Origin of the sequence: Solwaraspora sp. WMMA2080, assembly GCF_027497395.1 — a bacterium.
GTDB lineage: Bacteria > Actinomycetota > Actinomycetes > Mycobacteriales > Micromonosporaceae > Micromonospora_E.
The window spans coordinates 5761383-5786855 of sequence record NZ_CP114910.1 but is presented as its reverse complement, the minus strand read 5'-3'; the positions used below and the strand labels follow the sequence as shown (position 1 = coordinate 5786855).

24 protein-coding genes are annotated in these 25473 nt (G+C 70.7%); 2 read left to right on the top strand and 22 right to left on the bottom strand.

Annotated features, from left to right (window positions below):
* Nucleotides 1-127 precede the first annotated feature (127 nt).
* From atpD to prmC, 12 genes are all read right to left on the bottom strand, one after another.
* Nucleotides 128-1582, bottom strand: coding sequence for a F0F1 ATP synthase subunit beta (gene atpD / locus O7543_RS26570; protein WP_278171181.1), 1455 nt, complete (start codon nt 1580-1582; stop codon nt 128-130).
* Entirely contained in the window at nt 1582-2511 is a 930-nt protein-coding gene (locus O7543_RS26565; protein ID WP_281551364.1) for a F0F1 ATP synthase subunit gamma, read from the bottom strand. Before O7543_RS26565 ends, atpD begins: the two co-directional genes overlap by 1 nt.
* An 11-nt stretch (nt 2512-2522) precedes the next feature.
* Complete coding sequence (gene atpA, locus O7543_RS26560; RefSeq protein ID WP_281551365.1) at nt 2523-4169, bottom strand: F0F1 ATP synthase subunit alpha; 1647 nt, start codon at nt 4167-4169, stop codon at nt 2523-2525.
* 56 nt (nt 4170-4225) lie between these two features.
* Entirely contained in the window at nt 4226-5050 is an 825-nt protein-coding gene (locus O7543_RS26555) for a F0F1 ATP synthase subunit delta (RefSeq protein ID WP_281551366.1), read from the bottom strand.
* The gene (locus O7543_RS26550; RefSeq protein ID WP_278171188.1) at nt 5050-5592 is read right to left on the bottom strand and encodes a F0F1 ATP synthase subunit B; all 543 of its coding nucleotides are present in this window, start codon (nt 5590-5592) and stop codon (nt 5050-5052) included. Before O7543_RS26550 ends, O7543_RS26555 begins: the two co-directional genes overlap by 1 nt.
* A 65-nt stretch (nt 5593-5657) precedes the next feature.
* A complete protein-coding gene (gene atpE, locus O7543_RS26545) occupies nt 5658-5867 on the bottom strand; it encodes an ATP synthase F0 subunit C (protein WP_278113038.1) in 210 nt (69 codons plus the stop codon).
* 113 nt (nt 5868-5980) lie between these two features.
* Nucleotides 5981-6781 (bottom strand): F0F1 ATP synthase subunit A, encoded by an 801-nt coding sequence (gene atpB / locus O7543_RS26540; RefSeq protein ID WP_281551367.1) that lies wholly within the window; start codon nt 6779-6781, stop codon nt 5981-5983.
* Nucleotides 6782-6809: 28 nt separating this feature from the next.
* On the bottom strand, nt 6810-7025 hold the full coding sequence (locus tag O7543_RS26535) for a hypothetical protein (RefSeq protein WP_281551368.1): 216 nt from the start codon (nt 7023-7025) through the stop codon (nt 6810-6812).
* 252 nt (nt 7026-7277) lie between these two features.
* On the bottom strand, nt 7278-7679 hold the full coding sequence (locus O7543_RS26530) for a hypothetical protein (RefSeq protein WP_281551369.1): 402 nt from the start codon (nt 7677-7679) through the stop codon (nt 7278-7280).
* Between the two features lie 41 nt (nt 7680-7720).
* Nucleotides 7721-8353, bottom strand: a complete 633-nt coding sequence (locus tag O7543_RS26525; RefSeq protein ID WP_281551370.1) for a phosphotyrosine protein phosphatase — start codon at nt 8351-8353, stop codon at nt 7721-7723.
* The gene (locus O7543_RS26520) at nt 8353-8997 is read right to left on the bottom strand and encodes an L-threonylcarbamoyladenylate synthase (protein ID WP_281555688.1); all 645 of its coding nucleotides are present in this window, start codon (nt 8995-8997) and stop codon (nt 8353-8355) included. Before O7543_RS26520 ends, O7543_RS26525 begins: the two co-directional genes overlap by 1 nt.
* Before the next feature lie 62 nt (nt 8998-9059).
* Nucleotides 9060-9962 carry a peptide chain release factor N(5)-glutamine methyltransferase gene (gene prmC, locus O7543_RS26515; protein WP_281551371.1) on the bottom strand — a complete coding sequence of 301 codons (903 nt, stop codon included), beginning with the start codon at nt 9960-9962 and terminating at the stop codon, nt 9060-9062.
* Between the two features lie 102 nt (nt 9963-10064).
* Here prmC and O7543_RS26510 point away from each other — a divergent pair, with 102 nt between their 5' ends.
* Nucleotides 10065-11621, top strand: a complete 1557-nt coding sequence (locus O7543_RS26510; protein ID WP_281551372.1) for a GGDEF domain-containing protein — start codon at nt 10065-10067, stop codon at nt 11619-11621.
* Between the two features lie 102 nt (nt 11622-11723).
* On the opposite strand, the gene prfA is transcribed toward O7543_RS26510, so the two are convergent.
* From prfA to O7543_RS26470, 8 genes are all read right to left on the bottom strand, one after another.
* Nucleotides 11724-12812, bottom strand: coding sequence for a peptide chain release factor 1 (prfA, locus tag O7543_RS26505; RefSeq protein ID WP_281551373.1), 1089 nt, complete (start codon nt 12810-12812; stop codon nt 11724-11726).
* Nucleotides 12813-12909: 97 nt separating this feature from the next.
* Entirely contained in the window at nt 12910-13134 is a 225-nt protein-coding gene (gene rpmE / locus O7543_RS26500) for a 50S ribosomal protein L31 (RefSeq protein WP_281551374.1), read from the bottom strand.
* Nucleotides 13135-13367: 233 nt separating this feature from the next.
* Nucleotides 13368-15320 (bottom strand): transcription termination factor Rho, encoded by a 1953-nt coding sequence (gene rho / locus O7543_RS26495; protein ID WP_281551375.1) that lies wholly within the window; start codon nt 15318-15320, stop codon nt 13368-13370.
* Between the two features lie 289 nt (nt 15321-15609).
* On the bottom strand, nt 15610-16554 hold the full coding sequence (gene thrB, locus O7543_RS26490; protein WP_281551376.1) for a homoserine kinase: 945 nt from the start codon (nt 16552-16554) through the stop codon (nt 15610-15612).
* Between the two features lie 34 nt (nt 16555-16588).
* Complete coding sequence (locus O7543_RS26485) at nt 16589-16819, bottom strand: hypothetical protein (RefSeq protein WP_281551377.1); 231 nt, start codon at nt 16817-16819, stop codon at nt 16589-16591.
* Nucleotides 16820-16834: 15 nt separating this feature from the next.
* Entirely contained in the window at nt 16835-17704 is an 870-nt protein-coding gene (locus tag O7543_RS26480; protein WP_281551378.1) for an SPFH domain-containing protein, read from the bottom strand.
* 48 nt (nt 17705-17752) lie between these two features.
* Entirely contained in the window at nt 17753-18976 is a 1224-nt protein-coding gene (locus O7543_RS26475; protein ID WP_281551379.1) for an MFS transporter, read from the bottom strand.
* 107 nt (nt 18977-19083) lie between these two features.
* On the bottom strand, nt 19084-22413 hold the full coding sequence (locus O7543_RS26470; RefSeq protein ID WP_281555689.1) for an efflux RND transporter permease subunit: 3330 nt from the start codon (nt 22411-22413) through the stop codon (nt 19084-19086).
* A gap of 150 nt (nt 22414-22563) precedes the next feature.
* Between O7543_RS26470 and O7543_RS26465 the strand changes: the two genes are divergently transcribed.
* Nucleotides 22564-23088 (top strand): MarR family transcriptional regulator, encoded by a 525-nt coding sequence (locus tag O7543_RS26465; protein ID WP_281551380.1) that lies wholly within the window; start codon nt 22564-22566, stop codon nt 23086-23088.
* Here O7543_RS26465 and thrC read toward each other — a convergent pair.
* Together thrC and O7543_RS26455 are read right to left on the bottom strand one after the other, a co-directional pair.
* Nucleotides 23056-24105: a threonine synthase gene (gene thrC, locus O7543_RS26460; protein WP_281551381.1), complete on the bottom strand. Its 1050-nt coding sequence runs from the start codon at nt 24103-24105 to the stop codon at nt 23056-23058. The two genes, O7543_RS26465 and thrC, sit on opposite strands and share 33 nt — an antisense overlap.
* A gap of 40 nt (nt 24106-24145) precedes the next feature.
* Nucleotides 24146-25450, bottom strand: coding sequence for a homoserine dehydrogenase (locus tag O7543_RS26455; RefSeq protein WP_281555690.1), 1305 nt, complete (start codon nt 25448-25450; stop codon nt 24146-24148).
* Nucleotides 25451-25473: the final 23 nt, after the last annotated feature.

Genomic DNA, 25473 nt, shown 5'->3' with positions numbered 1-25473 from the left:
ACGACGCGGGCGTCGAGTGAGACGCCCCTGGCGTCGGGTGAAACGCGACGAGCGCCCCGCCGCGATGGCGGGGCGCTCGTCAGACGCCGTCGTCAGCCCTTCCTCCAGGCCGACGGCTGCGCCGTCGTCAGCCCTTCATGAGCTCCTGGGCGTTGCGCTCCAGGTCGTCGAGCCCACCGCACATGAAGAAGGCCTGCTCAGGGAAGTGGTCGTACTCCCCTTCACTGATCTTGCGGAAGGCTTCGATGGTGTCCTTCACCGGCACGTACGAACCCTTGATGCCGGTGAAGACCTCGGCCGCGTAGGTGTTCTGCGACAGGAACCGCTCGATCCGGCGGGCCCGGGAGACGGTGATCTTGTCTTCCTCGGAGAGCTCCTCCATACCGAGGATGGCGATGATGTCCTGCAGGTCCTTGTACTTCTGCAGAATTCGCTTCACCTCGGAAGCCACCGCGTAGTGCTCCTGGCCGACGAACTCCGGGGCGAGGATCCGCGACGAGGACGCCAGCGGGTCCACCGCCGGGTAGATGCCCTTGTCGGAGATGGACCGCTCCAGGTTGGTGGTGGCGTCCAGGTGGGCGAAGGTGGTGGCCGGCGCCGGGTCGGTGTAGTCGTCGGCGGGTACGTAGATCGCCTGCATCGAGGTGATCGCCTGGCCCCGGACCGAGGTGATCCGCTCCTGCAGCTCGCCCATCTCGTCGGCCAGCGTGGGCTGGTAACCCACCGCGGACGGCATCCGGCCGAGCAGCGTGGAGACCTCGGAACCGGCCTGGGTGAACCGGAAGATGTTGTCGATGAACAGCAGCACTTCCTGCTTCTGCACGTCCCGGAAGTACTCGGCCATGGTCAGCGCGGCGAGCGCGACCCGCAACCGGGTACCCGGCGGCTCGTCCATCTGGCCGTAGACCAGCGCGGTCTTGTCGATGACGCCGGACTCGGTCATCTCGTGGATCAGGTCGTTACCTTCACGGGTCCGCTCCCCGACGCCGGCGAAGACCGACGTACCACCGAAGTTGTTCGCGACCCGGATGATCATCTCCTGGATGAGCACCGTCTTGCCCACGCCGGCACCGCCGAACAGGCCGATCTTGCCGCCCTTGACGTACGGGGCGAGCAGGTCGAGCACCTTGATGCCGGTCTCCAGCATCTCGGTCTTCGGCTCCAGGTCGGCGAACGCCGGCGCCTTCTGGTGGATCGACCGGCGCTCGGTGACCTGCAGCGTCTCGCCCTCGGCAAGGTTGAGGCACTCGCCGATGGTGTTGAACACCCGGCCCTTGATTCCGTCACCGACCGGCACCATGATCGGCGAACCGGTGTCGCGGACCTCCGCGCCTCGGACCATGCCGTCGGTCGGCTGCATCGAGATGGCCCGGATCACGTTGTCGCCGAGGTGCTGGGCGACCTCGAGGGTCAGGGTCCGCTCACCGCCGGCGAGCGCGACGTCCACGTGCAGGGCGTTGAAGATGTCGGGCATCGCGTCGCGCGGGAACTCGGCGTCGACGACCGGGCCGATGACCCGGACCACGCGGCCGGTAGCCGATGCGGTCGCTCCGGTTGCCTGGGTTTCTACAGAGGCAGTCATCACACTTCACTTCCCGCCGCCGCGAGCGCGTTGGCGCCGCCGACGATCTCGCTGATCTCCTGAGTGATCCCGGCCTGACGCGCCGAGTTCATTAGCCGCGTGTACTTCTCGATCATTTCCTCGGCGTTGTCGGTGGCGCTCTTCATCGCCCGCCGCCGGGCCGCCGATTCACTCGCCGCCGATTCGACCAGTGCCGCGTAGATCCGGGTGTTGATGTACTTCGGCAGCAACGCGTCGAGCAGCGCCTCGGCGTTCGGCTCGAACTCGTACGCCGGCAGCACCCCGGCAGCGTCCCTCGGCTTGTCCTTGACCTCCATCGGGCCGAGGATCCGGGGCACCGGGGTCTGTGTCATCAGCGACTTGAACTCGGTCGAGACGATGTGCAGCTCGTCCACCCCGAGCACCTGGTCGGCCCCGCCGCCGTCGGTGTCGTCCGCCCCTCGCTGGAACGCCGCGATCAGCGTCTGGCCGACTTCCCGGGCGTCGGCGAAGCCGGGCTGCTCGGAGAAGCCGGTCCAGCTCGCTTCGATCGGCCGGTTACGGAACCGGTAGTACGAGACGCCCTTGCGGCCGATCACGTACAGCACCGGTTCCTTCTCGTCGGCCTTGAGCCGCGCGATCAGCGACTCGGCGGTCTTGATCGCGTTGGTGCTGTATCCGCCGGCCAGGCCCCGGTCACTGGTGATCACCAGCACGCCGGCCCGGCGCACCTTCGGGCGCGCGGTCAGCAGCGGATGGTCGACCGAGGCGTTGGAGGCCAGCGCGGTGAGCACACCGGTGATCGCGTTGGCGTACGGCAGCGAGGCCGCCACCCGCGCCTGGGCCTTGGCGACCCGACTCGTCGCGACGAGCTCCATCGCCTTGGTGATCTTCTTCATCGACTTCGCCGAGCGGATCCGCTGGCGGAGTACCCGAACCTGCGCTGGCATCCGGAACCGCCCTATTCCTTCTCGGCGTCAGTGTCGGAGACGTACCGGGTGACGCTCTCGCGTTCCTGCTCGCCCTCCAGGGCCTCGGCCGGCGCCTCGTTGATCACCCGCTCCGGGTCCTTGGACAGGAACATCTGCTTGAACTTCTCGACCGCGTCGGACAGCGTCGTGATGATCTCGTCGTCCCAGTTGTGCGCGGCGATCGAGTCCAGCGTGCCGGAGTGGGAGTGCCGCAGGTACTCCAGGAACTCCGACTCGAACCGCCGGACGTCGCCGACCGGGATGTCGTCGAGCTTGCCCTCGGTGCCGGACCAGACCGAGATGACCTGCTCCTGCACCGGGAACGGCGAGTAGTTCGGCTGCTTGAGCAGCTCGACCAGGCGGGCACCGCGCTCCAGCTGGTTGCGCGACGCCTTGTCCAGGTCGGAGGCGAGCGCGGAGAACGCCTCCAGCTCGCGGTACTGGGCCAGGTCCAGCCGCAGCCGGCCGGCGACCTTCTTCATCGGCTTGACCTGCGCGGCGCCACCGACCCGGGAGACCGACGTACCGACGTTGATCGCCGGCCGCTGGCCCTGGTTGAACAGGTCGGTCTCCAGGAAGATCTGCCCGTCGGTGATCGAGATGACGTTGGTCGGGATGAAGGCCGAGATGTCGTTGGCCTTGGTCTCGATGATCGGCAGACCGGTCAGCGAGCCGCCGCCCAGCTCGTCGGAGAGCTTCGCGCACCGCTCCAGCAGCCGGGAGTGCAGGTAGAAGACGTCACCCGGGTACGCCTCACGGCCCGGCGGACGGCGCAGCAGCAGCGACACCGCGCGGTACGCCTCGGCCTGCTTGCTCAGGTCGTCGAAGACGATCAGCACGTGCTTGCCGGCGTACATCCAGTGCTGGCCGATCGACGACCCGGTGTACGGAGCGATGTACTTGAAGCCGGCCGGGTCGGAGGCGGGCGAGGCGACGATGGTGGTGTACTCCATCGCGCCGTGCTCCTCCAGCACGCCCTTGATCGAGGCGATGGTGGAAGCCTTCTGCCCGATCGCCACGTAGATGCAGCGGACCTGCTTGGCCGGGTCGCCGGATTCCCAGTTGGCCCGCTGGTTGAGGATCGTGTCCAGCGCGACGGTGGTCTTACCGGTCTTGCGGTCGCCGATGATCAGCTGCCGCTGGCCGCGACCGATCGGGGTCATCGCGTCGATCGCCTTGATACCGGTCTGCAGCGGCTCGGACACCGACTGGCGGGCCATCACGTTCGGCGCCTGCAGCTCCAGCTCGCGGAAGCCGTCGTTGGCGATGTCACCGAGGCCGTCGATCGGCTCACCGAGCGCGCTGACCACCCGGCCCAGGAAGGCGTCGCCGACCGGGACGGAGAGCACCCGGCCGGTGCGCTTGACGCGCTGGCCCTCCTCGATGCCGGCGTAGTCGCCCAGGACGACCACACCGATGTCACGTACGTCGAGGTTCAACGCCACGCCCAGCGTGCCGTCCTCGAATTCCAGCAGTTCGTTTGCCATCGCCGAGGGCAGGCCCTCGACGTGGGCGATGCCGTCCCCGGCGTCCGCCACGGTGCCGACCTCTTCACGAGACAGCTCCGGCGTGTAGGAGGAGACGTAGCGTTCTAGGGCACCACGGATCTCGTCCGACGAGATGGTCAGCTCGGCCATCCTCTGCTTCCTCTATGTCTAGTGGCCCGGATGAACCCGGAACGGCATGGACTGAATCAGCGCCCGGCGAGCGCCTTGCGAGTGTCGATGAGGCGGCGCCGAACGGTGCCGTCGTACAGGTCGGAACCGATCCGTACGCTCATCCCGCCGAGTACGGCGGGGTCGACCGTCAACTTGACGGATACCTCCCGACCGTACATCTCGGCCAACGTGGCGCCCAGCCGCTGCTCCTCGGGCTGGGTCAGTGGTGCGGCGACCGTGACGTGCGCGACCTGCCGGTCCCGCCGGGCGGCGGCCAGCTCGACCAGCCGGCCCAGCCCGGCACCGACGGATCGCCCGCCGAAGCCCCGGACCGCCTGCTCGGCGAGGCGCACCGTGGCCGGCAGCGCCTTTCCGGTGAGCAGCGTGCGGACCAGTTCGACCCGCCGGTCGGCCGGCACGGCGACGTCACCGACCACGGCACCCAGCTGCGGGTCGCCGTCGATGATCTTGCCGAACCGGAACAGCTCGTCCTCCACCTCGGCCAGCTCGCCGGCCGACTCGGCACCGGCCAGTGCGGTGTCGACGCCGAGTCGCTCGGTGGCGTCGAGCAGCTCCGACGGCGCCGACCAGCGGGCCGCGACGACCGCGTCGAGCAGGTCGAGGCTGTCCGCGCCGGTCTTGCCTTCGAACAGGCCGCGCAGCAGCCCGGTCCGGTCGTCGGCGGGCCGGGCCGGGTCGGCCAGCGCCCGCCGCAGCCGGGGCTGACGGCGCAGCAGGTCGGCCACCGAGAGGATCTCGTCGGCCGTGGTCGCGACCGCCGTCGGGGCGGCACCGGCGACGTAGCCGACCAGTCGCTCGGTCACCGCGGCGTAGGACTCCCGGCTGGTGGCGGACTGCATCAGCGGGCCCCCGCGTTCTCCAGGTCGGCCATGAACCGCTCGACGGTGCCCTTACGGCGGGCTTCGTCGGCGAGCGCGTCCCCGACGATCCGGCCGGCCAGGTCGACCGCGAGCGTGCCGACCTCGGCGCGCAGCTCCCGGATGATGGTCTGCCGCTCGGCGGCGAGCTGCTCCTTGCCGGCCGCGATGATCCGGTCGGACTCCTCTCGCGCCTTGGCGAGGATGTCCTGCCGGATCCCTTCGGCGTCGGCCCGGGCGTCGTCGCGGATGCGGGCCGCGTCGGTACGCGCCTCGGCCAGCTGGGCCTTGTACTGCTCCAGCAGCTGGTTCGCCTCGGCCTGGGCGGCCTCGGCCCGCTTGATGCCGCCCTCGATCGCCTCGACCCGCGCCTGGTACATCGCTTCCATCCGCGGGAACACGAACTTCAGCAGTACGGCGACGAGCAGCCCGAAGGCGATCAGGCCGACGATGATCTCGGACAGCGGCGGGAGCAGGATGTTCCCGCCCTCTTCCGCGGCGATGTACGTGACTTCTTCGTACATGGACACTTCCCTTCGCCCGGACCGGCGCTCGCGCAACCGGTCACCGAGTCAGACCGCCAGTGGGCCTAGAGCGCGAACGCGAGCACCAGACCGAGCAGGGCGAGCGCCTCGATCACGGCGAAGCCCATGAACATGTAGACCCGGGTCAGGCCGGCGCTCTCCGGCTGGCGGGCGGTCGCCTGGATGTAGGCGGCGAACACCAGACCAACGCCGATACCGGGGCCGAGGGCGGCGATGCCGTAGCCGATGGCGTTCAGGCTGCCGGTGATCTCCATGGTTGTTTTCCTCCTGCGTTGAACGCGTGTCCGTCACGCGCACGTTTAGGTGAATGTTCAGTTGTCGTCCACGCGGCTGACCCATGGACGTGTATCGGTCGAGGGAGGCGGAATCAGTGCGACTCGGCCAGGGAGTGCTGCAGATAGGTCGCGCTGAGCAGGGTGAACACGTACGCCTGGAGAACCATGATGCCGAACTCGAAGAAGGTCATCACGATCGCCATGCCCCAGCTCAGCACCGCGATGGGCTTGATGAACAGGCTGTCGGCCTGGAACAGCGCCACGCCGCCGAGGGTGAAGACCAGCAGGATCATGTGGCCGGCGAACATGTTGGCGAAGAGTCGGACCGACAGCGTGACGGGCCGCAGGATCAGGTTCGAGACGAACTCGATCGGCACCAGGATCGGCTGGACCCACAGCGGCGCGCCAGACACCCAGCAGACGTGCTTGACGTAGCCGAGGAAGCCCCACTTGGCGATGCCGTGGCCGATGTAGAGCAGCCAGCTAACCACCGCGAGCACCATCGGGAAGGCGATGTGCGACATCGGGGAGATCTGGGCGAACGGAACGATGCCCCAGAGGTTGTTGAGCAGGATGAAGCAGAACAACACCGTGAGGTAGGGCGCGAACCGCACCCCGTCCCGGCCGATGACATCCCGGGCGATGTTGTCGCGCACCATGCCGTACACCGACTCGGCCAGCCACTGACCCTTGGTCGGCACCAGCTTCGGGCTGCGGTAGGTGACCAGGAAGAAGATCATCACCAGCGCGGCGGCGATCCAGAGCAGCAGCGTGATCTTGGTGAAGGCGGCCGCCCAGGCGGTGCCGTCCAACCCGGGGATCAGACTGCGGAAGTCGAAGGCATCCACGCCGGGAGGGAACTCCGCGGCGAGAACGGTCGGCTGCTCAATCAACGCGCATCCTCCGTTGGTCGGGCCTGGTTCACGCGCCCAGCTTCTTAACGGTCAGGTAGACCCCGGCCGCCGTCCCGCCGATCAGCCCGATCAGCAGCCCGACGTTGGGCAGGTCCAGCCAACGGTCGACGAGCCACCCCGCGCCGCCCCACACGGCCATCCCGCCGAGCAGGTAGCCGATCGCGGCAAACCCGGTGTCGGCCCCCGAGGGACCTGCGGGTTCGAAAGGTGGTTCACCGGCCATGACGCCGGAAACATATCAGGGCAACGATGAAGGCTGTGCGTCACCCCCCGCACAACCCTCGTTGTGTGGGCGACCCGGTCGCACATCAGATGGGTGCACACGCTACTCCTCTTCCGCCCCGGTCGGTATCCACTCCCCCGCACCACCGGCGATCTCGGCCTCAGGGTAGGGCAAATCCGACAAATCTTCGCGAAGAACGGTGATTTTCGCCGCTGACCCCGCCGTCGATGGGCACCCGGGGTCACCGGATGATCAGCGCGGATCGATCTCCACGTACGGGATCCGGGCCCGGAAGGTCCACCACACCTGCGCCGTGATCCATCCCACTGTGGCCACGATGATCGCCACCGCGAGCATCCGCTGTCCCGGCCAGTCCGACGCCGCCACCGCGAACACCGCCACCCCGAGCAGCGCGAACTTCAAGCTGTAGGTGAGCAGGCCCACACTGAGCACCATCTGCGGATGCACCGAGTCCGCCCAGGCCAGCGCCAGGCTGGAGGCCACATAGCTGGCCGCCACCAGCGCGACACCGACGGCGGCGCCGACCGCCCCCGGGACTCCGTCCAGCCAGCCGCCGACCCCGGCGAGCACCACCAGCAGCACCGCCGACACCATCGACGGCACCGGCAGGTGCCGAAGCCGACTACGCATCATCGGACGACCTCCGCCTGCATCCTCTGCCCGCCCCGCCGATCTCAGGGCAGCAGCGCCACGCCGAGCGCTCCCACCGTCTCCTCGATCTCGTCGGCTACCCGGGCAAAGGTGTGGTCGCCGCGCCCCCACGGATCGTCCAGATCGTCCCCCGGCTGGGGACCGGCACCGGCCCGGACCACCGCGACCGCGGCGACCAGTGCCGCGCCCCGGGCGTGCACCGCCTCCGGGGTGACCGCCGCGTCCGGACCCGACCGGGCACCGGGCAGCCCCGCCGCGTCCACCGCCGGCAGCAACCGGCCGAACTCGCCGAGCACGAAGGTGCGCTCGGCGGCGTCCGGGCGCAACGCGAGCACGTACTCGAGCTGGTCGGCGGTGGCGGTGAGGACCAGATCGGCGGCGTCGATCTGGTCGGACCGCAGCTTGCGGGCGGCGAAGCCGTCGACCTGCCCGCCCCGGGCGAGCACCTGGCGGGCCGCCGGCGGATTCATCTCCTCGCCGGCGTGCCAACCGCCGGTGCCGGCGCTGTGGCTGTGCAACAGCTCCTCGACCGGCGGCGCGGCGGCCGGACCGAGCCGGTCCAGCCGCTGCTCGAGCGCCAGCACCAACAGCCGCTCGGCCATCGGCGAACGGCAGATGTTGCCCATGCAGACATGAAGAACGGTGAACGGCGGCACTAGGACTCCGTACCGATGATGTCCGGGACCACGTCACGCAGCTTCTCGATCGGGACCGCGCCGTCGCGGACCACCCGGGGCACGTCGCCGGTCAGGTCGACGATGGTGCTTGGCACGGGGTCGGGGCACGGGCCGGCCTCCAGGTACGCGCGCACCGAGTAGCCGAGCTGGTCCCGGGCCTCGGCGGCGGTCACCGCCGGCGGCCGGCCGGTCTTGTTCGCCGACGAGACCGCCATCGGACCGGTCTCCCGCAGCACCTCCAACGCCACCGGATGCAGCGGCATCCGGACCGCGACGGTGCCGTTGGTATCCCCCAGATCCCAGTTCAGGCTGGGCGCGTGCTCGACGATCATGGTGAGCGCCCCCGGCCAGAAGGCGTCGGCCAGGTCGCGGGCGGTCGGCGGCAGGATCAGCACCAGACCATCGAGGGTGTGCCGGGAACCGACCAGCACCGGCGGCGGCATCTGCCGGTCCCGACCCTTGGCGTTGAGCAGCGCGGTGACGGCGTACGAGGTGAAGGCGTCGGCGCCGACGCCGTACACGGTGTCGGTCGGCAGCACGACCAGCTCGCCGTTCTTGACCGCCTCGATCGCCGCGGCGATGCCTTTGTCACGGTCGGCGGCGGACCGGCAGTCATAGAGCATCACGGTGTGCCAGTCTGCCACGTGCCCGCCCGCTGATCCGCACCGATCACCGCCAGCTGCCGTCAGCCCGTCCGGCGGGTGGTCACGAAACGCGGCCGGCCGGCCAGATCGCGGTGGCTGGTGACAGCGTCGAACCGGCCGGCGGCGGCGACCAACGCGACGACGGCGGCGGCATGGCCGTCGTCGTGCTCCACGCCGAACAGCCCGCCGGGGCGCAGCAGGGTCACGGCGCGGTGCACCACCGGTCGGATGACCGCCAGGCCGTCCGGCCCGCCGAAGACCGCTTCGGCCGGGTCGTGCCCGGCGACCTCCGGCGGCACCGGGGTGCCGTCCGGTACGTACGGCGGATTGCACAGCAGCACGTCCACCCGGCCGGCGAACTCGCCGAGCAGGTCCGGATCCCGGACATCGCCGGCCCGCACCTCGATCGGCCGGTCCCCGGCGGCGGCCTGTCGCCGGGCGTTGCGGCGCAGCCAGCGCAGGCTGTCCGTCGAGCGTTCGACCGCGACCACCCGGGCCGTCGGAACCTCGTGCGCGACTGCCAGCGCCACCGCGCCACTGCCGCTGCACAGGTCGACGACGACCGCCTCGCCGGGCTGGTCACGCAGCGCGTCGACGCCCGCCCCGGCGAGCAGCTCGGTCTCCGGCCGGGGCACGAAGACCCCCGGCCCCACCGCGAGCTCGAGATAACGAAACGGTGCCGATCCGGTGAGGTGCTGCACCGGTTCCCCAGCCGCCCGGCGGGTCACCAGACTGTGGAACCTGCCGATGTCGGTCTCGTCGAAGTCGCCACTCAGTGCCAGCCGGCCACGCGGAATGTCCAGCACCGAGGCGGCAATCAGCTCCGCGTCGACCCGGGCGGCGGCGACACCGGCGGCGGCCAGCCGGGCGGCCGCGGCAGCCACGGCGGCTCGGACCGGCGTCCGATCCGGCAATCCGGAGGTGTTCTCTGGCAAGTGGTTCACGACATAATCATGGTGCGTCCACCCGGGCGTCCGTGGAACAGGTCGCGGATCGGGTCGGGTGTGTGCTCCGCCAGATTCCAGCGGGCTCCAGGGAGGTTGTGCGTGGGTTGGCTCGACCGGCTCACCGACCAGGCCGAGGCGCTGATGCAGGCCCGGGCGCTGATGGAAAGCAGCCGCTCGGCCGAAGCCTGTGTCGCCTTCGAGCAGGTGATCCGGAGCACCAGCAACCGGTACGTACGGGCCGACGCGCTGGTGCAGCGGCTCTCCGCGCTGCTCAACCTCGGCCGGTCCGCCGAGTACACGGTGGCCGTCGACCGGGCGTTCGAGGCGGCCCGGGACGTCAGCGAGCCGTACCTGCACGGCCACCTGCACGCGCTGGCCGCGCTCGCCGCCCACCAGCAGGGCGCGTTCGACCGGTGCGTCACCCATCTGGTGCACAGCGCGCGGGCGCTCGGCGCGGCCACCGACGTCGACCGGGAAACCGCCTGGGGCTGGCACGACCTGGCGATGGCCTACTCCTACCTCAGTTTCCACGGGTACGCGCTGAGTGCCATCGAGCACGCCCGGCAGCTCGGCAACGCCACCGGCATTCCAGAGGAGACCTTCGCCGCGCCCGGCATCCGGCTGCGCAACGCCGTCGCGTTGGACCATCATGGAGACACCGACGGCTGCCTGCGGGTGCTCCGCGACATCGGCAGCGACCTGGCGAAGTTCGTGCACGCCGACCGGACCGGGCTGCTACGCCCGAGCAGCCGGGTGGCGTACGGGTACGCGCTGGCCCGGCTCGCCGCGCTCGGTGAGCCGGCCCGGCTGCCCCCCGGCGCCCCGGAGGCCACCCGCCTGATGATCGACGGCGGCGACAGTGCCCGCGCCCGCGACCTGCGCCAGCTCGGGGTGGTCTGCCTGACCATCGCGGCGGACCGGCCGGCGGAGGCGTTGACCCGCCTGTCCACGGCGGTGGTCTCCGCCGAGACGCTCGGTGCCGCCGAGACGGCCCGGCTGCGCAGCGTCGCGCACACCCGGGCTGGCGACCACGCCGCCGCGCACGACGCCGACCGGTACGCGTTCCGGCTGGCCACCCGGCGCAACGACCGGCTGCGCGACATGTACGTCGACGGCATCGCCGCCCGGCTGGACCAGGAGGAGATGCGTCGCTCCGCCGCGCAGTACACCCAGGAGGCGTTGACCGACCCGTTGACCGGGCTGGCCAGCCGCCGCCACCTCGATCTCTACGTCACCGACATGGCAGGCCGGGGCGACCGGGCCGTGGTGATGGTCTGTGACCTGGATGGTTTCAAGTTGGTCAACACCGTGCATGGCCACCACTCCGGCGATCTGGTGCTGCAGCGGGTCGCCGGGGTGATCAACCGGGTGATGCGCCGGGGTGACTTCGTGGCCAGGTACGGCGGCGACGAGTTCGTGGTGGTGCTGCCGGGCGCCGGCCCGGCCGAGGCGGCCGACGTGGCCCGCCGAATCACCGCCGCGGTGGCCGGTGAGGAGTGGGAGTCGCTGGTGCCTGGCACTCCGGTCGGGGTCAGCGTCGGCTACGCCGAGATCAGCGGTTCCGGTCCGGGGTTGCGCGAAGCGCTCAGCCGGGCCTTCGAGGTGGCCGCCCGACAGATGCGCGAGGCCCGGCAGCGGCCCCATCCGGTGCGCTGACCGCCCGGCCGGTGCCGGTGTGGCCGCGGTCAGCGGCACAGCCGGTGCCGGTGTGGCCGCGGTCAGCGGCACAGCCGGTGCCGGTGGGGCCGGTGGGGCCGGTCAGCGGCGGGTCAGTTCGGTGTCACCGGCGAGCCGAGCTGCCCGGTCCGCCTCGGCGAGCGCGTCGAGGACGCCGTCGAGCTCCCCGCCGACCACCAGGTCCATGTTGTACGCCGTGTAGCCGATCCGATGGTCGGTGATCCGGTTCTGCGGGTAGTTGTAGGTGCGCACCCGCTCGGACCGGTCGACCGTACGCACCTGGGAACGGCGGGCGTCGGACGCCGCCGCGTCGGCCTGTTCCTGGGCGGCGGCGAGCAACCTGGCGCGCAGGATCCGCATCGCCTGCTCCCGGTTCTGCAGCTGGCTCTTCTCGTTCTGGCAGGAGACGACGATGCCGGTCGGCAGGTGGGTGATCCGCACCGCCGAGTCGGTGGTGTTGACCGACTGGCCGCCGGGGCCGGAGGAGCGGAACACGTCGACGCGTAGTTCGTTCGGGTCGACGTTGACCTCGACGTCCTCGGCTTCCGGCAGCACCAGCACCCCGGCGGCGCTGGTGTGGATCCGGCCCTGCGACTCGGTAACCGGCACCCGCTGCACCCGGTGCACGCCGCCCTCCCACTTGAGCCGGGACCAGACGCCGTTACCGCCCTCGGGCACCCCCCGCGACTTGATCGCGAGCGAGACGTCCTTGACCCCGCCGAGGTCGGAATCCTGCGAGTCGAGCACCTCGACCTGCCAGCCGCGCCGTTCGGCGTACCGCAGGTACATCCGTAGCAGGTCGCCGGCGAACAGCGCCGACTCCTCGCCGCCCTCGCCCGCCTTGATCTCGACGATGACGTCCTTGGCGTCGTGCGGGTCCCGGGGGATCAGCAGTTCGGCGAGGCGGGCCTCCAGGTCGGGCAGGCTGGCGGCGATTGCCTCCGCCTCGACGGTGAACGCCGGGTCCTCGCCGGCCAGCTCCCGGGCGGCGGCCAGATCGGCCCGGGCCTGGGCGAGCTCGCCAGCGGCCTTGTGCAGCGGGGCCAGCTCGGCGAACCGGCGACCGACCCGGCGGGCGGTGGTCTGGTCCGCGTGGATCGCCGGATCAGACAGCTGCTTCTCCAGCTCGGCGTACTCGTCGAGGAGCCCGGTCAGGCGCTCGCTGCTCATCCAAGTACTCCTTCATCCGGGTTGAGAAGACCAGGACCGTCCAGACACCGCGGCGCCCGCCCCCGACCTCGGTCGGAAGCGGGCGCCGCGTGCACAGCTACTTGGCCTTGTTGGCCTTCGCCTTGGCGTACTTCTGCTGGAACTTGGCGACCCGGCCGGCGGTGTCGAGGACGCGCTGCTTGCCGGTGTAGAACGGGTGGCAGGCGCTGCAGGTCTCAGCGTGGATCTTGCCGCTGGGTGCGGTGCTGCGGGTGGTGAAAGATGCGCCGCAGGAGCAGGTGACCTCGGTGGTCACGTACTCCGGGTGGATGTCCTTCTTCACTGATGGTCCTCTCTTCGTCGGTCGCCGGGTCGCCGTCGACGTCGACCGCGCCGTTGCGCGGGCCGACTCTGGCGTGAACCGGAACCTGGCCTGCTGTCAGTCTGCCACGGGCCGTGGCAGCGGGTCGCGGTGGGCGGAGCGAACCGCCCACCACGACCGTCACGAACACCGCCGGACGCAACGCCCGACGGACCTGCCGGATTCCCGACCGCGCGGGGCGGCCGGTGCCGGGGTCACTCCCCCGGCGTCGACTTCGCGATCTGCATCAGGAACTCGATGTTGGTCCGGCTCTGCTTGAGCCGGTCCAGCAGCAGGTCCAGCGCCGCCTGGGAGTCCAGCGAGTGGAGCACCTTGCGCAGCTTGTGGGTGATCGCCAGCTCCTCCGGCGCGAGCAGGATCTCCTCCTTGCGGGTGCCGGACGGGTGGATGTCGATCGACGGGAACACCCGCTTGTCGGCGATCTTGCGGTCCAGCTTGAGCTCGGCGTTGCCGGTCCCCTTGAACTCCTCGAAGATCACCGTGTCCATCATGGATCCGGTCTCCACCAGTGCGGTGGCGAGGATGGTCAACGAACCGCCGTTCTCGATGTTTCGGGCCGCGCCGAGGAACCGCTTCGGCGGGTACAGCGCCGTCGAGTCGATACCACCGGACATGATCCGCCCGCTGGCCGGCGCGGCCAGGTTGTACGAGCGCCCCAGCCGGGTCACCGAGTCGAGCAGCACGACGACGTCGTGGCCCAGCTCGACCAGCCGCTTGGCCCGTTCGATGGCCAGCTCGGCGACCGTGGTGTGGTCCTGCGGCGGCCGGTCGAACGTGGCCGCGACGACCTCACCCTTCACCGACCGTTGCATGTCGGTGACCTCTTCCGGGCGTTCGTCGACCAGCACCACCATCAGGTGGCACTCGGGGTTGTTGTGCGTGATGGCGTTGGCGATCGCCTGCAGCACCATCGTCTTGCCCGCCTTGGGCGGGGAGACGATCAGCGCCCGCTGGCCCTTACCGATCGGCATCACCAGGTCGATGACCCGGGTGGTGAGGATGTGCGGCTCGGTCTCCAACCGCAGCCGATCCTGCGGGTACAGCGGGGTGAGTTTGTAGAACTCGGGACGCCGCCGGGCCTCCTCCGGCTCCATGCCGTTGATGGTGTCCAGCCGGACCAGCGGGTTGTACTTGTCACGACGCTGCTCACCCTCGCGGGTGGCGCGCACCGCGCCGGTGACCGCGTCACCGCGCCGCAGACCGTGCTTCTTGACCTGCGACATGGAGACGTAGACGTCGTTGGGCCCGGAGAGGTAGCCGGTGGTACGCACGAACGCGTAGTTGTCCAGCACGTCGAGGATGCCGGCGACCGGGACGAGAACGTCGTCCTCGGTCACCTGCGGCTCCCGGCCGCCGCCACCGTCGCCGTCACTGCGGTCCCCCCGCCGCCGACGGTCGCGGAACCGGCTGCGTCGGCTGCGCCGACCGCCGCCTTCGTTGTCGTCGTCGTCGTTGTTGTCCCGCTGGTTCCGCTCGCTGCGGTCACCCCGGTCGTTACGGTCACCCCGGTCGTTACGGTCGCGACCACCACGGCCGTCACCGCCCCGCTCGGCCCGCTCGCCACGGTCACGGTTGTCCCGCTCGCCACGGTCACGGTTATCCCGGCCGTCACGGTTGTCCCGGCCGTCACCGCCCCGGTCGGCCCGCTCGCCAGACTCGGTCGGCGCGGTCGCGGTCTCGTCGGTACGCGACTCGGTTGCCGACCGACGGCCCCGGCGGGTGCTGCGCTCGCGGGCCGGCTCGTCGACGATGGCGAGCTGCTCGCCGTCACCGCCGTCGCGCCGCTCGGACCCGCCGTCGCGCCGTTCAGACCCGCCGTCGTGCCGTTCAGACCCGCTGTCGCGCCGCTCGGCCTCAGGACGAACCTCGGCGCGGACCTCCTCCCGAGGGGGTGCGGTCGCCGCCGCGACCTCGGCGCGCGGCCGTGGGGCACCCCCGCCGGCCTGGCGCTCGGTGATCGCGGTGATCAGCTCACTCTTGCGCATCCGGGCGGTGCCGGAGATGCCGAGCGACGCGGCGAGGCTCTGCAACTCCGGCAGCAGCATCGCGGACAGCCCGGTGCCGGACCGCCGACGGCGGGCAGGAGCAGCGGTGGTGTCGTCAGCGACGTTGGAGACATCCGACGTCACGTCGGTGGTGTCGCTCAATGGATTCCTTCCCTCGATAGGCCGGGCAACCCGGGTCAAGACGCTAGGTGGCCGGGTGGCCTCGGTGCACCCGCCTCGCATGACACGTCGCGGGAGTCTTCGCGCAGCTTTGCCGGACCCGCTTCACCAGCCTCGGTGGGCAGCTCTCGACATCTGCAGCGATCCGTGGAGACTGCGGTTTGGCGGTGGCCTAGGCAGGGGTGAGACGGGCTTACCGCCGATAGCTTCGGGGGTGCGCCGCCCCGCAGGAGATCGCGTGCTTCGCGGCTGTGCTTGGCCTAGAGCGTAGTCAACTCTTCCGACCTGCGGCAACAGGGTCCCGCTCGGCGTGTCCTACTATAGCGCCTTCGATCCGCGCTCCGGCAACGTCTACCGGAAACAAGTGTGTCTGCCAGTCCATTCCCGGACAGAAGTCCGCCGGGACTTCGGTCAACGCCAGGACGCTCGGACCCGCCCCACTGATCACCGCAGCCACACCGGTCGCCCGCAGTCGGCAGACCAGTTCCGCACTGGCCGGCATCGATGGACCCCGGTAGTCCTGGTGCAACCGGTCCTCGGTCGCGGCCAGCAACAGCGTCGGGTCAGCGGTGATCGCGTGGCTCAGCAGGGCGGCCCGGCCGGCGGTGAACGCGGCGTCCGCGTGCGGCACCTGGGCGGGCAGCGCCGCCCGCGCCGCCTCGGTCAGACCCCGGTTACCGGGTACGTAGACGGTCAGCGACACCGCCGGATGCGCCGGCACCGACACCGCGCGCGCCCCGGAGGCCTCGGTCCAGGCAATGGTGAAACCGCCGAGCAGGCAGGGCGCCACGTTGTCCGGGTGACCCTCCAGCCGGGCGGCGATCCGTAGCGCGGCGGCGGTGTCCAGCAGCTGCGTCCCGCCGACGGCGAGCCCTCGGGCCAGTTGCACGCCGGCCACGATCGCCGCCGACGACGAACCCAGGCCGCGTGCCTGGGGGATGCGGTTCACGCAGCTCAACGCCAGTCCGGCCGGCCGGCCGCCGAGCTCGTCGAAGGTGGCGTGCATGGCGCGCACGACAAGATGGCCGTCGTCGACCGGCAGCTCCCCGGTGCCTTCACCGGAGATCTCGACCCGGCAGCCGGCGGGCACCACCCGGGCGGTCACCTCGTCGTGGTGACCGAGCGCCAACCCGAGCGCGTCGAACCCGGGGCCGAGGTTGGCGCTGGTGGCCGGGACCCGCACGGTCACCGGCCCGGGAACGAAGCTGATACCCATCGCCCCATGCTAGGTCCTGGCCGGTCGCCCGGTGTCAGGGCGCCGGTGGCCGGTCCGGGCCGTCGACCGACGCACCCGATCCAGGTGCCCGATCGGATTCAGGTGCCCGATCCGGTCCGGGTGTCCGGCCGGCGGCGCGCAGCGCGAACCGCAGCGCGTACTCGATCTGGGCGTTGACGCTGCGCAGGTCGTCGGCGGCCCACTTGGCAATCGCCTCGTGCACCGCCGGATCGAGCCGCAACAGCAGCTTCTTGCGTTCGGCCATCAGCCGTGGACCGCCTCAGCTGTAGAGAGACCCGGTGTTCACCACCGGCTGCACCGCCCGGTCACCGCAGAGCACCACCAGCAGGTTGGCGACCATCTGGGCCTTGCGTTCCTCGTCGAGGTCGACCACGTGCTCGTCGGCCAACCGCTCCAACGCGTTGGAGACCATGCCGACGGCGCCCTCGACGATCCGGAACCGGGCCGCGACGACGGCGGCGGCCTGCTGCCGGGCGAGCATCGCGTGGGCGATCTCAGGGGCGTACGCAAGGTGAGTGACCCGGGACTCCAGCACCTCCACGCCGGCCAGTTCGACCCGCTCCCGCAACTCGGCGGTCAGCTCGTCGGCGACCACCGTACTGTCCCGCAGGCTGGCCCGCTCACCGTCGTGTGCCTCGTACGGGTAGCTGGTGGCCAGGTGCCGGACGGCGGCCTCGGCCTGGACGGCCACGTACTCGACGTGGTCGTCGACGGCGAAGACGGCGCTGGCCGAGTCGACCACCCGCCACACCACGACGGCGGCGATCTCGACGGGGTTGCCGTCGGCGTCGGCGACCTTGAGCCGGTCGGTCTCGAAGTTGCGCACCCGCAGGGTGACCTTGCGCCGGACGGTGAACGGCCAGGTCCAGTGCAGGCCGGCGACGCGGATCGAGCCGAGGTAGCGACCGAAGAACTGCACGACCTGCGCCTCGTTGGGGTTGACCACGGTGAACCCGGTGGCGGCCAGCGCGACGACCCCGGCGTAGACCGCGACAGCGACGGCCATCCAGACGTCCACGTCGGCCACCGAGTTGATGCCGGGCGCCACCACCGCCAGGCCGATCAGGCCAGACACCGCCAAGCCACTGATCGCCACGAATCCGGACATCCGGAACACGGCTCGTTCCATGCTCTGCTCCCTTGCCAACCAGATCGCTATCAAAGTGATATCACGATGCTAGCGGCTGGCCGCAACGACCGAGCCCAGCCGCCGGGTCGCCAGCCGCCAGCCGACCGCATAGGTGACGGTCACCAGACCGCACGTCGCCAGGATGACCCGGGTGTCCAGGGTGTCGATCACACTGGCCACGATCAACTGACTCACCGAGATCGACAGGGTGGCGAGCATCAGATCGGTGGCGAAGACCCGGCCACGCAGCCGGTCCGGCACCACCGCCTGCAGGGCGTAGTTCGACAGCACCCAGTTGCTGCCGCCGCCCAGGTGCGCCAGGAAGACCAGGGCGAGCACCAGCGGGAACCAGGTGACCAGCGAGATGCTGGCGTAGGACAGCCCGTACACCGACATCGACGCGGCCAACCCGGTGAGCAGCCAGGACCGCCGGTTCAGCACCGGGCGGGTCAGCAACGGCCCGATGACCGCGCCGGCACCCCGCACGGCGAACAGCAGGCCGGTGCCGATCGCGCCGACCCCGTACACCCCGGCCAACAGCGGAAACAACGTGAGTACGCCGTTGCCGAGGCCGATCGCGCTCTTCGCGGTCACCAGGGCGAGCACCTGCGGCCGGCCACCGATGTAGGCCAGCGCCTCCCGGATCGCGGTCAGTGTCCGGGGCGCCGGCAGCGTGGCATCGCGTGGGGTCTGCATCGGTCGGCGGATCGACATGGTGACCACCGCCGCGAGCAGCAGCGCCGCGGCGGCGATCCAGAAGCACGCGTACGGGCCGAGGGCCGCGCTGAGCAGCCCGCCGAGCGACGCGCCCACTATCGCCATCGTGCCCCACGCGGATCCGGCGAACACGTTGGCGGCGGGCAGCTCCGCCGCCGAGACCACGTTCGGCAGCGCGGCCTGCGCGGCCGGCGAGTAGCAGGACTTGGCCACCGCGAGCGACGCGATGGCGAACAACGCCAGCCAGGCGGTACCCGAAGTGCGGACGGCCAGCAGCAACAGCACCGCGACGACGGCGGCCAGGTTCGCGGCGATCAGGATCCGACGGCGGTCGAAGCGGTCTGCGAGCGTACCGGTGAACGGCAACATCAGGGCGTGGATGCCGGTGTCCACGGCGAGCACCAGAGCGCCCCAGACGCCGCTGCCGGTGAGCTCCGGCAGCAGCACCACCAGCGGCACCATGACGAACCAGTCCGCCCCGAAGACGACCAGCTCGGCGAGGAGCAGCCGGCGGAAATCCCGGTTCCCGGTAAGGACCGCTAACGGTGAGGCCACGTACCGACACCTTACCGACCGGATACCGGACAGTGGACGAAGTGTGATCTGTGCGACGGGTCGTCGCGGGGGTCCCCGGGGCCGGTGCCCTGGGGACCCCCGCACGGTCACTTCTCCGCCGGCGGATCCGTCGGCGGCAGCGGCGAGGTGCGGCTCTTCGGCAGTTTCAGCACCTCGAACTGGTCGGTGCCGTCGACCAGCGCCGCCGAGGGGCGGGCCGGCGGCGCGGCGACCGGCGACGTACGACTGGCGGGGCCGGCGGTGTCGGAGCCGTTGCGGCCGTCCGCTGCGTCGCCGGTGCCTGGTACGGCATCGGTGCCGGTAACGGCTCCTGACGGCCGGTCCGGTGCCGCAGCGACGTCACTCGCGTCGTCGGTCGGGCCGGCCGACCGGCGGGTGGCCCGGCGCTGCCGCAGCCGATCCTTGGTGCCCTCGACCATGGTGTAGAGCGTCGGCACCAGGACCAGGGTGAGCAGCGTCGAGCTGAACAGGCCGCCGATCACCACGATCGCCAACGGCTGGCCGATGAAGCCGGCCACCCCGGTCAGGCCGAGCGCCATCGGCGTCAACGCGCAGATGGTGGCGATCGCGGTCATCAGGATCGGCCGCAGCCGACGCCGGCCGCCCTCGACCACCGCCTGGGACACGCTCATCCCCTGCTCGCGGTACTGGTTGATCAGGTCCATCAACACGATCGCGTTGGTCACCACGATGCCGACCAGCATCAACGCGCCGATCAGCGCCGGCACACCCATCGGCGTACCGGTGACGACCAGCAGACCGATCGCGCCGGTCGCCGCGAACGGCACCGACACCAGCAGGATCAGCGGCTGGACCAGGCTGCGGAACGTCGCCACCATGATCACGAAGACGATGGCGATCGCGGCGAGCAGGGCCAACCCGAGGTCGGCGAACGCCTCCGCCTGGTCGGCGCTGACGCCGCCGATGGTGTACGTCGCACCGGCCGGCAGACTCAGGTCCTCCAGCCGCTGCGACAGCTCGGCGCTGGTCTGCCCGACGTTCGAGCCGGTCGCGGTGCCGGTGACGGTGGCGCTGCGCTCACCGTCCACCCGACTGATCTGCACCGGCCCGTCGACTTCGGTGATGTCGGCGAAGGCGGCGAGGGTCGCCGGCCCGACCGGCAACGCCGCCAACTCCTCGGCCGAGGTCACCCGGGCGCTCGGGCTGAGCACCACGTCCAGCCGGTCGCCGTCGATGGTGACCTGTCCCAGCGGGCTGCCGCGGAAGGCTTGGGCGACGAGTTGCCCGAGCGCGGCCTCGTTCAGCCCGGCCTGAGCTGCCGCCGCGCGGTCGATCTGCACCTGCAGCCGGGTCACGTCCTCGGACAGGGTGCTGGTGACGTCGGCAACGTCCGGGGTCTGCGACATCGCGGTCCGGACCCGCTCCGCGGCGGTGGCCAAATCGTCCGGGTCGTTGGCCTGCACGATGACCTGCAGCTGGTTGCTGCTCCCGCCACCGGGCCCGCCGTCGGCCGCCCCGACCGTGATCTCGCCCAGGCCGTCGCGGCCGGCGAACTCGTCCCGCAGCTGCTGCTGCACGGCGATGTTGTCGGTGTCCTCGGTCAGGCTGATCGAATAGCTCGCCGTGGTGTTGCCGCCGCCACCGGCGAACGGGTTGCTGCTCGCGCCGATCGACACCTGGTAGGACTCGATCCCGTCGGTCCGCGCGAGGACCCGCTCCACCGAGATGGCGGCCCGGTCGACGGCGGCCAGGCTGGTGCCCGCCGGCAACTCCTGCCGCATGCTCAGGGTGTCCTGGCCGGCGTCGTCGATGAAGTTGGTCTCCAGCCGGGTGCTCAGCGCGAACGTGCCGAGCAGCACCGCCAGCCCGATGCCGACGGTGGCCCACCGCCGGGTGGTGGCGAACCGGATCACCGGCAGGTAGCCGCGCTGCAACGGGTTGCGCAGCTCCTTGGCTTCGGCCTCCTGCCGGACCTGCTCCACGTCGGTGCCGGCGGCGGCCGGCTTGAGGAACCAGTAGGCGAGCACCGGGATGATGGTGAGCGAGACCAGCAGCGAGGCGAGCAACGCGACGGTCACCGTGATGGCGAACGGCGCGAACAGCTGGCCGACGAAACCGCCGACGATCGCGATCGGGGCGAAGACGGCGACGGTCGCCAGGGTCGACGAGGTGACCGCGCCGGCCACCTCCCGGACCCCGGTCAGGATCGCGGTACGCCGGTCCTCGCCGTACTCCAGATGCCGTTTGATGTTCTCCAGCACCACGATCGAGTCGTCCACCACCCGGCCGACCGAGATGGTCAACGCGCCGAGGGTGAGCAGGTTGAGCGAGTAGTCGCCGACCCACAGGGCGATCAACGCGATCAGCACCGACAGCGGGATGGAGACCGCGGTGACCACGGTGGACCGGATCGACAGCAGGAAGACCAGGATGACCAGGACCGCCATCACCAGGCCGAGCAGGCCTTCGGTGGTGAGGGCCTCGATCGAGCGTTCCACGAACGGTGCCTGGTCGAACACTACGATCAACTCGGTGTCAGCGGCCGCGCCCAGCTCGTCGAGTCGGTCCCGGATCTCGTGCGAGATGCCAACCGCGTCGCCGTCGGGGCCGGCGGTCACCGCGATCCCGAGGCTGTCCGCGCCGTTGGTCCTGGTGATCGAGGTGGCGGGGGCGGTCTGCTCGCTGATCTCGGCGACGTCGTCGAGCCGCACCGGCGGCCGGCCGGACGCGGTGAGATAGATCCCGGCGAGATCGCTCAGTGAATCGATCCTGGTGCCGACCTGGACGGTCAGGCTCTCGTCGCCGTCGGTGAGGGAGCCGGCCGGGATGGTGACGCCGTTGACCCGCAGGGCGTTGCCGATAGCGCTCGGGTCGAGACCGGCGTCGGCCAGCGCGGCGTAGTCGGGGGTGATCGAGACGACCTGCTCACCGGCGCCGGTGACGTCGACGGCGCGTACCCCCTCGATGGCTTCCAGCTCGGGCAGCACGACCTCGTCCAGACGTCCGGCGAGCCCCGGTCCGCCGGCGCCGGTGGCGGCCAGCACCACAGCCGGCAGGTCGTCGGTGCTGCCGGCGAAGACGGCCGGTTCCACACCGTCGGGCAGCTGGATCCGGTTGATCGAGGTCTCCAGCTCGTTGACGGCGCTGGTCAGGTCGGTGCCGAAGGCGAACTCGACCTGCACGGTGGCGAAGCTCTCGCTGGAGGTGGAGGTGACGCTCTCGAGGTCGGCGACGCCCGAGAGGGCGTTCTCGATGGGCTCGGTCACCTGCGATTCGACGATCTCCGGTGCCGCGCCGGGGTAGACCGCGCTGATGAACGCGGCCGGGAACTCCAACGAAGGCAGAAGCTGCTGTTTGAGCGTCGGGATGGTGACGGCGCCGAAGATCGTGATCACGACCGCGACGAGCGCCACGAGCCCTCGGTTGGCGAGGCTGAGTCTGGCGAGCAACGACATGTGCGGGCTCACTCCTGGAAGAGTCCGGCGGCGGAACGACGGGAATTGTTCGGCCAAGGCTAACAGTTAGCGTCACGCGAAGTTGTTGGGATATCGTCTGCGCACGGCGGGCGGCCGGCCCACCACCGTGCCGGACCAGAGGGAGCGCAGGTGGCCCAGCGGGACGAACTGATCGACCAGATCGTGGTGACCAGCCGCCGGCTGCAGGTCCTGTTCGCCTCCGACCGTTCCGACCCGCTGTTCGACTCACAGCTCACCGTGCCGCAGCTGAAGATACTGCTACTGCTCTACCTGCGTGGCAGCGCCTCGGGACAGGAGCTCAGCCAGGTGCTCGGGGTACGGATGGCCACGGTCAGCGGGATCGTCGACCGGCTCGCGGCCCACCGGCTGGTCGGCCGCCGGGAGGACCCCCGGGACCGGCGGGTCCGCCGGATCGAGCTGACCGACGACGGGCGGCAGCTGATGGACCGGATCGTCACCGCCGGCACCGACCGCCAGGCACGGCTGTTGGCCCGACTGGACACCGACGAGCTGCGTACCGTAGCCGTCGCGACCCGGCTGCTGGTCGACGCCGCAGAAGCCGACCTGGCCGAAACCGACACGCCTCAGGTCGAGCCGCGTCACACCCGACCGGCGACGTCGTCAGGCCAGGTCGAGGGCGCGGGCCGCGAGTAGCGGATCGTTGCCGATGGTGGTCGGTGCCGGAGCGGTGGAGATCGCCCACTCCGGGTCCTTCAGACCGTGCCCGGTGACCGTGCAGACCACGGTGGCACCGGCCGGTACCTTGCCGGCGGCGGCGGCCTGCAGCAGCCCGGCGACGCTGGCCGCGCTGGCCAGCTCGACGAAGACCCCGACCTCCCGGGCCAGCAGCCGGTACGCCGCCAGGATGTCCCGGTCGGTGACCGCGTCGATCAGACCCCCCGAGGCGTCCCGGGCGTCGAGCGCCTTGGTCCAGCTCGCCGGGTTGCCGATCCGGATCGCGGTGGCGATCGTCGACGGCTGGCGGACCACCTCGCCAGAGACGATCGGGGCGGCACCCGACGCCTGGAAGCCGTACATCTTCGGGACGCGGGTGGCGTTGCCGGCCTCGACGTCCTCCAGGTAACCCATCCAGTAGGCGCTGATGTTGCCGGCGTTGCCGACCGGAAGGCAGTGGATGTCCGGGGCGTCGCCGAGCCCGGCGACGATCTCGAACGCGGCGGTCTTCTGCCCGTGCAGCCGGAAGATGTTCACCGAGTTGACCAGCGCTACCGGGTAGTCCTGGGCCAGCTTGGCCGCCATCGACAGGCAGTCGTCAAAGTTGCCGTCGACCTGCAGCAGGCGGGCCCCGTGCACCAGCGCCTGGGCGAGCTTGCCGAGCGCGATCTTGCCCTGCGGCACGAGCACCGCGCAGGTCAGGCCGGCGCGGGCGGCGTACGCGGCGGCCGACGCGCTGGTGTTGCCGGTCGAGGCGCAGATGATCGCCTTGTTGCCCTCCTCGACCGCCTTGGAGACCGCCATCGTCATGCCCCGGTCCTTGAACGACCCGGTCGGGTTGGCCCCCTCGACCTTGAGGTAGACGTCGGCACCGACCCGGGCGGAGAGCACCGGCGCCGGCAGCAGCGGCGTGTTGCCCTCGTAGAGGGTGATCACCGGCGTGGCGTCGGTGACCGGCAACCGGTCCCGGTACGCCTCGATCAGGCCCCGCCACATGACAACCTCCTCGGTTCGCGCCGGCACAGCGTACCGGCGGCTACTGGCCGCCCTCGACCCGCAGCACGCTGGCGATGGAACGGACGACGTCCAGGCCGCGCAGCTCCTCGACGGTGGCCGCGAGGGCGGCGTCCGGTGCCCGGTGGGTGACGATCACCAGGCTGGCGTCGTTGTCCCGGCCGGACTGGCGAACGGTGGCGATCGACACATCGTGCCGGGCGAACACCCCGGCGACGGCGGCCAGCACCCCGGCCCGGTCGGCCACGTCGAGGCTGATGTGGTAGCGGGTGACCGCCTCCCCCATCGGGCGGATCGGCAGGTCGGCGTAGGCGGACTCGCTGGCCGTGTGCACCCCGGCGAGCCGGTTGCGGGCCACCGCGACGATGTCGCCGAGCACCGCGCTGGCGGTCGGCGCCCCACCGGCGCCCCGGCCGTAGAACATCAACTGACCGGCCGCGACCGCCTCGACGAAGACCGCGTTGAACGCGTCACCGACGCTGGCCAGCGGGTGGCTGCGCGGGATCATTGCCGGGTGCACCCGGACGCTGACCGACTCGGCGCCGTCGGCGCCCGGGCCCCGCTCGGCGATGCAGAGCAGTTTGATCGTGCAGCCCATCGCCTTGGCACTGGCCATGTCGGCGGCGCTGACCTCGGTGATCCCCTCGCGGTGCACGTCGTCGGCGCCGACCCGGGTGTGGAAGGCCAGCGAGGCCAGGATGGCGGCCTTCGCGGCGGCGTCGAACCCCTCCACGTCGGCGGTCGGGTCGGCCTCGGCGTACCCGAGGGCGGTCGCCTCCTCCAACGCCTCGGTGAACCCGGCCCCAGTGGCGTCCATCGCGGAGAGGATGAAGTTGGTGGTGCCGTTGACGATGCCGGTGACCCGGGTGATCGAGTCGCCGTGCAGCGAATCGCGCAGCGGGCGCAGCAGCGGGATGGCGCCGGCCACCGACGCCTCGTAGAACAGGTCTGCACCGCCCTCGGCGGCGGCGTCGTGCAGGGTACCGCCGTCCTCGGCGAGCAGCGCCTTGTTGGCGGTGACCGCGCTCTTGCCGCTGCGCAGCGCCTCCACCAGCCAGGTCCGGGCAGGTTCGATGCCGCCTACCACCTCGACCACCACGTCGACGTCGTCCCGTTTGACCAGGCCCAACGCGTCGGTGGTGAACAGCGCCGGGTCGACCGGCAGGTCACCACGGGCCCGGTTGGGCCGGCGGACCGCGATCCCGGCGATCTCGATCGGCGCCCCGACCCGGGCGGCGAGGTCGGCAGCCTGCTCGTGCAGCAGCCGCACCACCTCGGAGCCCACCGTGCCGCAGCCCAGCAACGCCAGCCGTACCGGCTTACCCATGCTCACCCCATACCTCGCGACCG

Bases quoted from the DNA above. Each gene is read 5' to 3' on its own strand.
- O7543_RS26455 (WP_281555690.1), bottom strand. From the start codon at position 25,450: ATGGGTAAGCCGGTACGGCTGGCGTTGCTGGGCTGCGGCACGGTGGGC.
- atpA (WP_281551365.1), bottom strand. From the start codon at position 4,169: ATGGCCGAGCTGACCATCTCGTCGGACGAGATCCGTGGTGCCCTAGAA.
- O7543_RS26480 (WP_281551378.1), bottom strand. From the start codon at position 17,704: ATGGAACGAGCCGTGTTCCGGATGTCCGGATTCGTGGCGATCAGTGGC.
- O7543_RS26550 (WP_278171188.1), bottom strand. From the start codon at position 5,592: ATGTACGAAGAAGTCACGTACATCGCCGCGGAAGAGGGCGGGAACATC.
- prfA (WP_281551373.1), bottom strand. From the start codon at position 12,812: ATGAGCAGCGAGCGCCTGACCGGGCTCCTCGACGAGTACGCCGAGCTG.
- thrB (WP_281551376.1), bottom strand. From the start codon at position 16,554: ATGGGTATCAGCTTCGTTCCCGGGCCGGTGACCGTGCGGGTCCCGGCC.
- O7543_RS26520 (WP_281555688.1), bottom strand. From the start codon at position 8,997: ATGCTCTATGACTGCCGGTCCGCCGCCGACCGTGACAAAGGCATCGCC.
- O7543_RS26470 (WP_281555689.1), bottom strand. From the start codon at position 22,413: ATGTCGTTGCTCGCCAGACTCAGCCTCGCCAACCGAGGGCTCGTGGCG.
- O7543_RS26485 (WP_281551377.1), bottom strand. From the start codon at position 16,819: ATGGCCGAACGCAAGAAGCTGCTGTTGCGGCTCGATCCGGCGGTGCAC.
- atpE (WP_278113038.1), bottom strand. From the start codon at position 5,867: ATGGAGATCACCGGCAGCCTGAACGCCATCGGCTACGGCATCGCCGCC.
- thrC (WP_281551381.1), bottom strand. From the start codon at position 24,105: ATGTGGCGGGGCCTGATCGAGGCGTACCGGGACCGGTTGCCGGTCACC.
- O7543_RS26535 (WP_281551368.1), bottom strand. From the start codon at position 7,025: ATGGCCGGTGAACCACCTTTCGAACCCGCAGGTCCCTCGGGGGCCGAC.
- O7543_RS26555 (WP_281551366.1), bottom strand. From the start codon at position 5,050: ATGCAGTCCGCCACCAGCCGGGAGTCCTACGCCGCGGTGACCGAGCGA.
- O7543_RS26530 (WP_281551369.1), bottom strand. From the start codon at position 7,679: ATGATGCGTAGTCGGCTTCGGCACCTGCCGGTGCCGTCGATGGTGTCG.
- atpD (WP_278171181.1), bottom strand. From the start codon at position 1,582: ATGACTGCCTCTGTAGAAACCCAGGCAACCGGAGCGACCGCATCGGCT.
- O7543_RS26565 (WP_281551364.1), bottom strand. From the start codon at position 2,511: ATGCCAGCGCAGGTTCGGGTACTCCGCCAGCGGATCCGCTCGGCGAAG.